Here is a 12,063-nt window from a genome sequence, read left to right on the forward strand (position 1 = left end):
ACCGGATTATTCAATCGTTTTGCCTTTGAAGAGCGTCTTTCTTTACTGATTGAAAGGAATTCATCGCATGTCGCTCTGTTCTTTATGGATTTAAATCAGTTTAAAACGGTCAATGATACGTTTGGACACGATGTTGGCGATGAATTACTCCAAGCTGTCGCCACACGTTTAACATTGTTTGAAGATCAATTCGACATGATGGCACGCCAAGGAGGCGATGAATTCACATTACTTCTGAGAAATGTTAGGTCTTACGAACAACTCCATCTCGTAGCAGATCAGTTGTTAAAAACGCTACAGACACCTTACCAGATTGATCATTACACGATTTCTTGTCCACCAAGCATCGGTATCTCATGCTATCCGACTGATGCCTCCAACATGCTGGAGATGTTAAAACATGCGGATCTTGCGATGTATCAAGCAAAAAATATTAAATCTGGTAGTTATGTGTTTTATAACGATCTACAACATATGCCCATATGACCTATTTTAGTTAACTATTTTTCACAATGGTTCTCTCTCTATCGCAAAGAACAGAAAATAATCGTTACTCCTTCACGTGAGTATCCACTCTCACGATCAGATTAGAGCTAGTGACGTGTGTCGAGGAGAACATTGTGTGCAGTTTCATACCTTTCACATAAGTCTGGTAAGTCGATTATTGTTTTTACTAACGTAGAAAGAGACAATCAAAACACCTAGATTATAAAACCTAAATCTATAAATTACCGTCCACACCTTTTTGCCCGTAGTGGATGAATCCATTACGGGCATTTCAATGCTTAGGAATACTTAAATAATCCACTTCTGATTACAGTACGTACGACAAAAAGATCAACAAATAGCTACTTTAAGAAGTAACCGTATGTTGATCTTTTTTCACAATCATCAGTCCAAACGTTGTTCAGCCGTTTTATACATTTCATTTTTATCTCGTTTACCCATCGCTACAATCTGAATGATCTGGAGTTTACCGTCGATTTCTCTAAAAACAACACGTAATCTCGTTTTTCTATTTTTAAAATTATTACAATACAATAAGTTTCCACTGAGTGGCTGTCCTGCCGCCATCCCTAGAGAAATAATGCGGTTCAATACTTTGTCTACAAATATCTTTTGACGACCATCCAGTTTATAGTAATCTTCTTTCGAATACTGCGTCCACTCAAGTTGATACAATGATCAACCCCACCCATCCATTTCATCAATAGTCGCAGGGTGAGTTTCTCGTTCTCCACAGACTTCTGAATCGGTATAGGTGCGGACATTTTTATTAGATAGCCGCATCTCAACAGTCAAATCATCTAATCGACTGTACAATTCTTCAATTTCTTTATTGAGTGATTCGTATTGCTGTTGCGTCAGCATGACATCCGCAACCTCTTCACGATTAAGGACATAAACACCAGCTGCTTCATGATCTGCCCTTTGAAACGTTTCACATCAAATATGAAAGTGGTTGGAATATCAAGTATTCGCATTTCTATCATCATGCCCTCCTTTTTACCTATTTTCTTCATGATACACTTTCTAAAGTTATTAACTCTAAAATTCTAATCAAATTTTTATACATCCTATCCAATGCATCGTTTCCTCTGTGTCAAAGAATAGGACGTAGAGAGACCAGTCGCAACTCTCGTTATCGTTTCGGTAGGACGGCAGTGCAATGAGGAACTGAAAAAAATTATGATCTTAGCTTCTTGAATACATTGTTTTAACCCTTCATGCGTTGCTGTAAATCCTAAACGCTCATAAAAACGAAGCGCCTCTTTCCTTTTCTTATTTGTTGTCAATTGTATTAAATGACATCCTCGTTCTTTTGCCCGATCAATTGCCTGCTTTATAAGCAATGTCCCGATGCCTCTCCCTCGTACTGAAGAAGCAACTCGAACGCCTTCGACCGTAGCTCTCCAACCGCCTTGATGCGTTAAGTAAGGTATAAAAGTAATTTGTTGCACTCCTACTACCTCATCCCCTATATAAGCAACGATCAACTCATTGTTCGGATCATTTGAAATTGCTTGAAATGACTTTATATAGACATCCAGAAGAGGAACACTACAGTGTTCTCTTTCTTTTCCTAGTTCGTCATCAGCTAACATCTTAACAATATTATTCAAATCATCAATGGTAGCCTCTCGGAATGTAACATTTAACTCCATTTCCTCACTCCCTTATTGTTAGTTTTTATGTGTATCCTTTTAAATCATCTCATGTACCACTCCAAAGCATTTTTATAGAGAACCTTCGTGACCTCCTCTTCGTTCAATGCTTGAGATATGATTGAGACGTCTGAGTTCTGAAAAGAAGATTTTGCTCGAGTTGATGGTAAGTCGGTACCAAACATTAAAGCATGAGGATTGATAGCGTGAATTTGTTGAATCGCGCTTATCGGATCAAAATCGATTCGGCCGAATCCTGTTGCCTTCACTTTAACCCCTTTATCTACTAGCGATAAAAGAGTCGAAAATCCTTGCTGGGATAATCCGAGGTGATCAATCGAAACAGCTGGAAGTTCAATGACTGTCTCTTTAATTTCCTGCAAATCAGTTGAGTTGATATATAGTTCTGTATGCCAACCGACTAAATCATGTACTCTTCTTGAAAAATAATCGAGCTGTGCCAAATCTTCTGATCCCCCTCGATTTACATTGAATCGCAATCCGCGGACACCTGCTTCATTTAATGCTTTTATCTTTTGATCCGACGTATCATAAGGAATTTGAGTTACACCAACAAAATTTTTTCCTAATGTTTTTAACGCATCAATTAGGTAAGACTGATCTAAGGCTTGAAAAGAACCTGAGACGATTGCTCCACCTAAAACTTCAAACTCCTCAGTTCGTTGTAAGTAATCGTTGCAGGTGAATGGATCCGGCATGTACCCTTGATTCGGTACTAATGGAAAGCGTGGGTCTATGATATGTAGATGTGAATCAAAAAAGCGCATGGTTTTTCCTCCTTTTTCTGTAAGGACCAAGTATAGAAAGAAAACTCGATAAAGTGAAGTTTGAAATTTTCTGTATAATTCATAACTAAAACTTATAGCAGAATTTATTTTATTCCAATTAGAATGACGTTTTCATAAAAAAATAGTTAACGTACTGAACGATATTATCTTCAACTAAATCATGAATCCGATAGCTTTCTATTCAAACACATCATAAGACATATAGAAAAGTAAATATGATCATTAAACCGATAGCATCGAACGAGACGACTATCATTCACAATCTTCTGTTAGAACACGAAAAACACCTTACTTCCGCTATATCCACGGAAGTAAGGTGTCTAACATCATGTATTCAAACAGCTACTCATAGATGACGTTTTCGAAGTAAGCGTAGAGCATTATCATTGCAGCTCCTGTATCACTAAGGACCGCCATCCAGGGTGTCAATCATCCCAGAAAGACGAGCGTCATCGCAACGACTTTGACCAAGATCGAGAGCACGATGTTCTGTTTGATAATGCTCAATATGTCTTTACTCAAGTCTAACGAATGAGGTAGCGAAGTCGTAATTTGATAACAACCCATCCGGCTTCGGTAAATACTCGTTTAAATCATAAGTATATCCGGTCTCTAAAGCTTCTAAAGTCAAGCGATAGACCAATTCAATCAAGTCCGACTCGGCATCTTGTTAAATGAAGGAGGGCACCACTTCTTGATGGACTGCAAAGTCTTATACCTTTATTTTTAAACTTCATTCAGGGAAAAAGAATAACTAAAAAAATAAAATCGCATGTTCGATGCGTGCGAAAAATCAATTCAATAGTGATGCGTAGTATTACTTTCATTTGAGTAAAAATAGATATGTAGATCATTCATGAGTAGTTTTTACATGTACGACTGAACATATAGATGGAGAGAAATTAATAATAAAGTGGAAATTACGTTCTCACTAAAAGTTAATTGAATATCACAAATTCATATTTTAATATTTTTTACCTCTATAATACTTTTCTTTTTATTCAAACAATGAATTCAATGTAAGTAATTAACTATTAAAAAATAATGCGGTAAAGATAAGAAAAACGAATTGTAAAAGTATAGAAAAAAATTCAACATCATGCTATTTTTGTAATGCATTAAATATTCTGAAAAAAGAAAGGGAGAACAAAATGAAAGTAAAAAATGCATTATTGTCAACGGCATTAGGTGCTGCATTGACGGTCTCATTAGTCAACGGTGTATCAGCAGAAAGTAAGGAAAATTCACTGTCTCAAAATCAAAAAAATAAGTATTACAAACAGTATTCAGTCATAATTGATACAGTCAACAAAGAGCATCCAGAGGCAGATCTTGAATTGGTAGCAAAGAAAGATTTTAAAAAAGCTGATTGGGTTTCTCCTACGCGCTTCAAGCGAATTGCTGAAGATCGAGTCGGATTGACGTTTGAGCCTTCTTACAATGTTGCAGCAAAAGCTGCTGTTACTAAAGCAAAATCTAAAACGATTAACGCTAAAGGTACTTCAGTCAGTATCAAAATTACAGGATCATTCGATACAGTACTTCGAGAGTCAGCAGGTCGACAATTCTTCTCTGATGTTAACTGGGTAAAATCTGCAGATTCAACGGATAAAGGAGTATGGAGTCAGACAGGATATACTCCTACTTTGATTGATGGAGGAAGAACCTACGATATTACTGTCGGAGGGAAGTACACTCAAAATGGTGTTAGTTCAACTCACAATATTCCGGTAGAATTTTATTGTAGTGCAACAGGGGTAGTCAGCTAATAATGTAATAATGATTTATATTATAAACACCCTCTCATTTATAATTGAAATGAGAGGGTGTTTAACTGTTACACAGCATATTGAACAACCTTTTCTAGGACTTAGTTTAATCGAATTCATTATCATTGATTGAATTTGGTTTTTGCTGATTTGACACTGAATGCAGACACTCGTTGCCTAAAGGATCTCTTGAAGAGGAGTCTATGCCTAGGTACTGTAGGATCCCGAGAAGCGATGTTCTACAGCACCAACCTAGTCGGTAATGTGTATGCTTACACTCCGCGTTTGCCGTCGGAGTGACAGGAACATACATCTTATAGCGCCCCTATGGTGCTTGAGTAACGCTACTATGTGTTTGATCAAATTGGAAAATCGATAAATTCTGAGTATATCTTCGAATTGAATCTCTTCAAACGCCCTCTCTCATATGTAAAAGATAACTTGATACATGAAATTATGGAAATGACAAAAGACGACTCCATACAACACCGAAGCCATCTCATAGTAACGTAAAAAGATAAAGGTATTTTTATTAGCGCGTACTTAAAAATCAAAAAAAGTGTGTCAAAAATCGAACCAACTATCGTTGTTAAAGTCTAAATTGTGCGTCTCGAATAATGCCTCTTTTTTAGGTTGCAGAAGTATCTTTTTTTTTATCTCTGGATTTTTTCATACGATAATCGTTTCGAGTCAAGTATTGAAGCTATTGAAATATAAAGTATTCTAATTTTATTCTTTTACGTGCAAACTAGCTCTCGTAAGAATATTTTTCCACATCTCATCTGGGATAGAGAGAAATTGTTGACGATCATGAGACAAAGTCGTTTGAATTTCGTCTTCCCTCGCAGTTTTTAGTTTTTGAACCCAATCCGGCTCCATCAAAGCCTCTCTTCCTAATCCGAATAAAGGTATTCCTTGTTCTAGTACGTCCAAAGCGTCATCCGGTGTGTATATGGAACCAAGTGACAGAAAACTTGTTCTACCTGCAATCACATCACGAAAAATCTCTGATCTTGTTTTTGATTGATTTGAACCACTTCGAGGCATCGACCAAACTTTTTTGACTGAAAGATGTAAGTAAGATAATCCTTGATTAGACAATTGATCTACAAAGGCAATCGTTTCCTCCATATTCAAGCCATCCTCTTCCGGTTCTTCTGGTGAAAAGCGATATCCAATAATAAAATTATGATTCGCATATTGATTTCGGGCTCGTTTCACTTCTTCAATAACAGCTAATGGAAAGGACATCCATTTTTCTAATGTTTCTCCCCATATATCTGTTCGAAGATTGGAATATCCCGAAAAAAATTGTTGAATTAGATATCCGTTGGCTCCATGAATTTCCACACCATCAAACCCTGCACGTATAGCTATCTCCGTTGCACGTCCAAAATCTCGAATGGCTTCGAGAGCATAGCATTACTGAAAGATCCTCTATCTGCTGTCGTATATGCGGGACATCCTTTTACAGAAAAAAGTCCTGTTACGATAGCTGAATTCGAAGGGGAATCATTTATCATGTTGCAATCTGGATGTGAAGTCTTTATCGAGGATGAATGTCGTAAAGCCGGTCTCTCATTAAGTATCTCTTACAATAGTAAGGAGAATGAAACCGTACTGTCTATGGTGAAAGGGAAATTAGGTATTAGTATCATGCTAAACTTATTAGTTTCTAAAAGAGAGAGTCATGTTCATTTGTTACCCTTACATCCTCCTGTGGTCAGACATCTCGGGTTAATTGTCAAATCTTCAGACAAGATAATGCCACTCGCTAAAGAATTCGTCAAAATCGCGAAAGAACATTTTAGCAACAATAATTAAAGTTGTCATTTGTCGTGTATCTATATTTGTCTAATTCTACTTCTATAATATACCTTAAAAAGAGGCTGTATACATTTCGATGTCGAAACATATACAACCTCTTTTTAGTTTATTCGTCCTATTCAAAATAATGGCATGATTACAACTAATATTTATATGTATACGAGTTTTAAGAAAAGAATTTTGCTTACAACATGATTAAAGCTTCACTTGTTAAGCGTGAACACCTTTTTCCTTCCTAAGGTTTCTTTACAACTGTAAAGAAACCTTAGGAGCTAAATGTCCCATCAGAAACTGGTTGATCCAATGTACGGATGTCTTTATAAATTTCCTCAAAAATATTTTCTTTTTCTTGTTGATTCGGTTTTGGGTTATGTACGCCATACTCCCAATTCTTTTCTTCTTTATCTTTACTGTAGTAAACGCCAGTGATGTAACTATTGCTACCGGTCTCAATTTCATCGTTATATGAAATATTTGGGTTAATAAATGGTTCATATGATTTTTTACTACCTATGAAGAAAAAAGGTACTTCAGATTTTTTATAAACTACAGCATATTCCTTTTTAGAAGTAGCTTGTAAATACTTCTTCACTATAAAAATCGCATCGTACTGTTTCAAGTCACCTTTTATATCACTTAGTTTTATTTTTTTGATTTCAGGTCTGGCACTTACTTTAGGAAACTCTCCCACTACAGCAATAGTTAGATCAATTTTTTCATGTTCAGGTTTAGTCTGGTATTTATCTTGATCGCTACAAGCTGAAAGAAGAGCGCATCCCATTAAAACAGCAATTATTAATTTCTTATGCATCACTATTTGTACCTTCTAAATTTTTAAAAAACTAGTATGTTATACATATAAATCTTTATAGCATATATTCATTTAAAAGTATTTTTTTAATAGGGATTTGCGAAGCAACATCAAATAAATGTATCTGATTAACCGCTCGAGTATTAAATCATTCATAAAGTCTGTTTGGAAGGATTCTTTAATACTTCTTTTTTCTCTATACTGTAGATGGATTCAATATAGTGACCTTCATAAACACACCATATGTTTGTGAAAAAACTAAGCTTTAATAATATTGAGTGAAAATAGATTTTAACCGGTACATCAGTTTTCAATAGATTATGCGTAAATGAACAAACATATGTTATGCATATCATAAAATTTTATTTCTCAGAAGTGGTTATTGTAAAAATTTGTTATGATTAAAGAAAAAATGTATTGGGGGCAGCTTTAGTGAATTTTGTTTTTGATTTAGACGGCACAATTTGTTTCGAAGGAGAACGGATGTCTGAACAAATCGTAAAAGCACTTAATGCAGTGGAAAAAGATGGTCACCGTGTCATCTTTGCATCTGCACGACCCATCCGTGATATGTTGTCTGTCATTCATCCTTTATTTCATGATCATATTTTAATTGGTGGGAACGGAGCATTGGTGGTATCGGAACAAATAATCATTCAATCGAATTCTTTTAATCATTATGACTTTTCACAGATTATGAAGCTACTTAAAAAGCAAAAAGCTACATACTTAATCGATGGTGACTGGAATTATACGTATAACGGTCCTCAAAATCATCCCTTTTTAAAAAATGTCGATTCTCTCAACACAGCACAAAATGTCCCCTTCGAGATTCATGAACACGTTTTTAAAATACTCGTATTAAATGCCAAATCTTTAAAGGGTTTAGAACATTCACTCCAACAGATTGATGTCACCATACATCATCATACGTCTGAAGGAATTTTAGATATCAGCCCTTCCAGTATCAATAAACGCTCTGCTTTACAAGCACTTGGAATTGAGCATGAAGGGTACATCGCTTTTGGGAACGATGCCAATGACATTGAACTGTTTAAAGGCGCACAATATGCCGTCATGATTGGTGCACATAAATCGCTCCGCTTATATGCTGATGATGTTGTGAAGTACACTCCTGAATTAGAGATTTTACTAATAGGACAAATCAGTAAATTAAGTCGCCATTATGCATCTGAACTTACTGCTAAGGTCGAGGTTCTTAACTAATTTTTTATCATTAAATTTTAAAAAAGTAGGATTGTCTACATAAAATGTAGACAATCCTACTTTGAACATCTTCTTAAGATTCAATTTTTCCATGAGAGAACAAATGGTTTTTTCGTCAAAAATAAAATAACCTTGAATTCTCATGAAATGTACTTTTTCCCTTTTACGATAAAAACAGTTTCTACCCGGTTTCGTCCTTTTTTCTTCGCTTTATATAATTGCTGATCCACCTCGTTATAGAAAGGCGAGACATCATAGGAGTCTGAATCTAAGTAACCTGCTCCAATCGAAATCGTTATCCGTTGTGGTAGTGAGAAGTCTGTCTGTTCTACGGTATGACGGAGATGTTCAGAGAAAGCAATGATTTCATCAGGTGACGTTTCTTGAAGAATTATCGCGAACTCTTCTCCTCCAATTCGAATAGGTAGCCCCGAATGAGGAGTAGCGAAGGAAATCACTTCAGCGAGTTTGACCAACACTTGGTCTCCCTTCAAATGTCCATACGTATCGTTGATGCTTTTGAACCGATCAATATCAAGCAATACATATCCAAAAGATTCTTCATTATCCCGTATCATTTGAATCAATTGATTCAATCGTCGTCGATTTGCAAGTCCCGTCATTGGATCCGTTACTGCCATTTCTTCAAAATCGCGCAATATGACCTGTTGGTTTTCTGCAAATGAAAGAATCATAGTACGAATGTTTTCAACTTCTTGATATGGGGATTTGAAATCTCTCGTTTCTTGAATGACTTCATCAATCGGTTTTTTATAATCAAGCAGTGAGAGACGATTCAACGGTTTTGTAATAAAGATAATCAATCCCATCAAAATAAGAAATGAAATTAAAATCAATGGAAACCCGATAGTGGCTGCTTTGATTGCTGTCAGTTGGGCAGGAGCTAGCGCTTTCGAGACAGGTGTCATCGAAATGATTCTCCAATCATTTTGAGGAACTGTTGTATATCCAGCAAATACTTGTTCTCCTGTCTGATCCACCATCGTTCCTTTACCAGGTCTTCCTTTATCAAGATTGATAGTCGCTTGGTTTTTACGTGCATTTGTCCCGATCCAATTGCGATTCTTATGGTAGATATAGGTACCGGTCGAGTCGTAAACGGCTACGTCATATTTATAGTTGCCGTAGGTTTCCTCAAGAAGATGAGTCAAAAAATTTTTTTCGCGCAACCAGACTAACCCATTGAGCATACCGTAATATTTTCCATCCTTGTAAAGTGCTGTCGAAACGATTAACATCAGTTTCTGATTTTTCCCGATATAAGGACTCGAAGTAAAGTTTCGTTTCAATCGCAATCCTAGTCGTACACCTTTCGTATCTACCTTAGTTCCCATTAGCTTCAAGTCAGGAGTATTGGCTTTTCCGATACCATTTTCATCGATGATTGCAATCGAGTTAAAATTAGAATTAGACTTTTTCAAAGTTTGTGCAAGTTCGCTCAATTTTTTTGGATTATCCCAATTGGATAAGATAGTTTCATGATGTGCAAGTAACGTTTGCTGCATCAATAGAAATGTATCATTAGTTAGAGCGCTTAACTTCTTAGCATTCGAATAGTTTTCGTTTATCGTATTCTCCTTTAGTGTTTGTCGATTAATGTAGTAACTCGTAGCAAAAATAGCAATTAATACTACAATCATAGTTACCATTGTTACAGTAATGATCATAAACTTGAGCGGTGGCTTCATTCGTTGTAAATCCTTCCTTTTTCATAACCTTGATGTTATACAAATTATACCAAAAGAAAGAATGATTACTCCAACTAGAAGAGGTTTCGGATACTTTTATTAATATTAAACGTACAAAATGTACACAAAAAATACCTACAATAAAAATGTCCCATAATACACTCTACTCTGTTTACATATTTTCTAGTAAAATAAAGAAAATACTTTGAATACTCTTTCTGATAATGGAGGAGCGATCATATAAATCGTTTTATAAAAACCATTTAAGCAATGATCTCATCCCCTACCAAAACCGCATTGGATTACGTACTCTATCTCCTGTCTTTTACTTTACTATAGTAAATTCTAATATTATTGCTGTGACTTCCATTTCAATGTCATCATTATTATCGTTTCGATCATTAAAGTATATATTCATATGAAAATTAGAACTCTTTTTACTTATTGGAGATATCTTTTTTGACTATCTTCTTAGAATGGAGGAACTATGAAACACTTAAGATGGAGCATATACCTTCTTACTATTCTTTTATTTTTATTTATTTATAATTCATTTTTTAACTATGAATTCGTCCTTTTCATTGCAACCTTTTCGTCTATCCATGTCATGCATTTTTGTGTATTCTTTAGTTTCTTACTCACTTTTTGCTCCATCCTATTAATGTTGAAAATTAGTTCTTCAAATGATAACAAAGCTGTTATCGGTATATTAATTACTCTTGTCTTAAATTTATCGTTTCTACTTATTACAGGAATCATCGATTTTATAGGATCATTGTTGAATTAATTGCTATACATGTTAAAGATAAAAAATGGGAACTATAAAAGATGACTCCGATACAAAACGGAAGTCATCTTCAGGAAAGCTTTAATCGATCAAAATGGTTTTATTAAACTGTTCCAATATTAGGACTCAGAACACGTTATTGTTTTGCATTTAATTTAATATCTTTGTTCTGTCGTTCATTTAATTGATACAGAGTTAAGTTTTTAGTTTTATTCAGCCATCACATTAAATTTCTTAACACGTACTGCATCCTTACACTTTACTTTTTACATAAAAAACAATCATACGATTGTAAGGATTTTTGTCCCACTTTTCATTGTTCACTATCGAAAGATCATTTATTTACTAGAAGACCTTTCCCACCTTTTGTTTGCAACGTGTTTATTCTCGCTACATTTGTAAGAATAGGCTTTGCCTTTTGTATCAGAGTTTGAGTAACTTCTAGATTTAAAGACGCTTTATGGGATGTTTCATTCAGCCATACTTCGTATACATAAACTACATTTTCTTCCTCATCAGAAACACTTACAACATAAATTTCACATTCCTCTAATTTTTCCATTGATTGAGAGGCATTTAGAAGGATATCAATCATTTCTTCTCTTTTATTTTCTGATATAAAGAACTTAGTGAATAAGCAATACTTGGACATACATACCCTCCTTTTGAATTCGAGATATTATTTTACTTTTGAATTTCACATACTTGTATCAGTCTTTTAATTCTTACCTTTTTTCTTTACATCATGGTTTATCATTTATTAAAAAAGATTGATCAAATTAAGAGTTTAGTTAAACTTCTTATTCTCAAACTATCTTCAAACTCCTTCTGTATTCACAGAAAAAATAATTTCTCTCACTTCTTTTCGTCTACCGCTGAAATTTATGAAAAACTTCCAAACATTAGTACATAAGATAAGACCGATCTGAAGAGAATCACGCATCATAAAAAATGCCTCT

The 12,063-nt window shown here is 35.0% G+C and carries 11 protein-coding genes and 1 pseudogene; 4 read left to right on the forward strand and 8 right to left on the reverse strand.

The features are described from left to right. Positions 1–486, forward strand: a 486-nt coding sequence (locus F8N00_RS02350; protein WP_421017708.1) for a diguanylate cyclase domain-containing protein, incomplete at its 5' end; no start/stop codon positions are given. Between the two features lie 405 nt (positions 487–891). Here the strand turns inward: F8N00_RS02350 and F8N00_RS02355 are convergent. From F8N00_RS02355 to F8N00_RS02370, 4 genes and pseudogenes are all read right to left on the reverse strand, one after another. Further along, positions 892–1,182 (reverse strand): type II toxin-antitoxin system RelE family toxin, encoded by a 291-nt coding sequence (locus tag F8N00_RS02355; RefSeq protein WP_421017709.1) that lies wholly within the window; start codon positions 1,180–1,182, stop codon positions 892–894. A 3-nt stretch (positions 1,183–1,185) separates the two neighbouring features. Next, entirely contained in the window at positions 1,186–1,371 is a 186-nt protein-coding gene (locus F8N00_RS02360) for a hypothetical protein (protein WP_421017710.1), read from the reverse strand. Between the two features lie 344 nt (positions 1,372–1,715). Continuing rightward, a pseudogene (locus tag F8N00_RS02365) lies at positions 1,716–2,165 on the reverse strand (GNAT family N-acetyltransferase); the annotation flags it as partial. Between the two features lie 44 nt (positions 2,166–2,209). Then, positions 2,210–2,953 (reverse strand): amidohydrolase family protein, encoded by a 744-nt coding sequence (locus F8N00_RS02370; protein WP_421017711.1) that lies wholly within the window; start codon positions 2,951–2,953, stop codon positions 2,210–2,212. A 1,172-nt stretch (positions 2,954–4,125) separates the two neighbouring features. On the opposite strand from F8N00_RS02370, the gene F8N00_RS02375 reads away from it, so the two are divergent. Then, positions 4,126–4,743 (forward strand): hypothetical protein, encoded by a 618-nt coding sequence (locus F8N00_RS02375; protein WP_421017712.1) that lies wholly within the window; start codon positions 4,126–4,128, stop codon positions 4,741–4,743. Positions 4,744–5,472: 729 nt separating this feature from the next. Here the strand turns inward: F8N00_RS02375 and F8N00_RS02380 are convergent. Next, positions 5,473–6,147: a hypothetical protein gene (locus F8N00_RS02380; RefSeq protein WP_421017735.1), complete on the reverse strand. Its 675-nt coding sequence runs from the start codon at positions 6,145–6,147 to the stop codon at positions 5,473–5,475. Between F8N00_RS02380 and F8N00_RS02385 the strand changes: the two genes are divergently transcribed. After that, complete coding sequence (locus F8N00_RS02385) at positions 6,082–6,567, forward strand: LysR family transcriptional regulator substrate-binding protein (RefSeq protein WP_421017713.1); 486 nt, start codon at positions 6,082–6,084, stop codon at positions 6,565–6,567. The two genes, F8N00_RS02380 and F8N00_RS02385, sit on opposite strands and share 66 nt — an antisense overlap. A 268-nt stretch (positions 6,568–6,835) precedes the next feature. On the opposite strand, the gene F8N00_RS02390 is transcribed toward F8N00_RS02385, so the two are convergent. Next, a complete protein-coding gene (locus F8N00_RS02390) occupies positions 6,836–7,381 on the reverse strand; it encodes a hypothetical protein (RefSeq protein ID WP_421017714.1) in 546 nt (181 codons plus the stop codon). Between the two features lie 432 nt (positions 7,382–7,813). Between F8N00_RS02390 and F8N00_RS02395 the strand changes: the two genes are divergently transcribed. Further along, positions 7,814–8,608, forward strand: a complete 795-nt coding sequence (locus F8N00_RS02395; protein WP_421017715.1) for an HAD-IIB family hydrolase — start codon at positions 7,814–7,816, stop codon at positions 8,606–8,608. Between the two features lie 140 nt (positions 8,609–8,748). Here F8N00_RS02395 and F8N00_RS02400 read toward each other — a convergent pair whose 3' ends face one another. Together F8N00_RS02400 and F8N00_RS02405 are read right to left on the reverse strand one after the other, a co-directional pair. Beyond that, positions 8,749–10,317: a sensor domain-containing diguanylate cyclase gene (locus F8N00_RS02400; protein WP_421017716.1), complete on the reverse strand. Its 1,569-nt coding sequence runs from the start codon at positions 10,315–10,317 to the stop codon at positions 8,749–8,751. A 1,121-nt stretch (positions 10,318–11,438) separates the two neighbouring features. Next, positions 11,439–11,756: a putative quinol monooxygenase gene (locus F8N00_RS02405; protein WP_421017717.1), complete on the reverse strand. Its 318-nt coding sequence runs from the start codon at positions 11,754–11,756 to the stop codon at positions 11,439–11,441. Positions 11,757–12,063 lie beyond the last annotated feature (307 nt).

Source organism: Exiguobacterium sp. A1_3_1, from assembly GCF_048985645.1.
GTDB classification, from domain to species: Bacteria; Bacillota; Bacilli; order Exiguobacteriales; family Exiguobacteriaceae; genus Exiguobacterium_A; species Exiguobacterium_A indicum.

Excerpts from the sequence above, each read along its gene's own strand:
- F8N00_RS02385 (WP_421017713.1), top strand. The coding sequence starts at position 6,082 with ATGAATTTCCACACCATCAAACCCTGCACGTATAGCTATCTCCGTTGC.
- F8N00_RS02405 (WP_421017717.1), bottom strand. The coding sequence starts at position 11,756 with ATGTCCAAGTATTGCTTATTCACTAAGTTCTTTATATCAGAAAATAAA.
- F8N00_RS02400 (WP_421017716.1), bottom strand. The coding sequence starts at position 10,317 with ATGAAGCCACCGCTCAAGTTTATGATCATTACTGTAACAATGGTAACT.
- F8N00_RS02375 (WP_421017712.1), top strand. The coding sequence starts at position 4,126 with ATGAAAGTAAAAAATGCATTATTGTCAACGGCATTAGGTGCTGCATTG.
- F8N00_RS02360 (WP_421017710.1), bottom strand. The coding sequence starts at position 1,371 with ATGCTGACGCAACAGCAATACGAATCACTCAATAAAGAAATTGAAGAA.
- F8N00_RS02390 (WP_421017714.1), bottom strand. The coding sequence starts at position 7,381 with ATGCATAAGAAATTAATAATTGCTGTTTTAATGGGATGCGCTCTTCTT.
- F8N00_RS02370 (WP_421017711.1), bottom strand. The coding sequence starts at position 2,953 with ATGCGCTTTTTTGATTCACATCTACATATCATAGACCCACGCTTTCCA.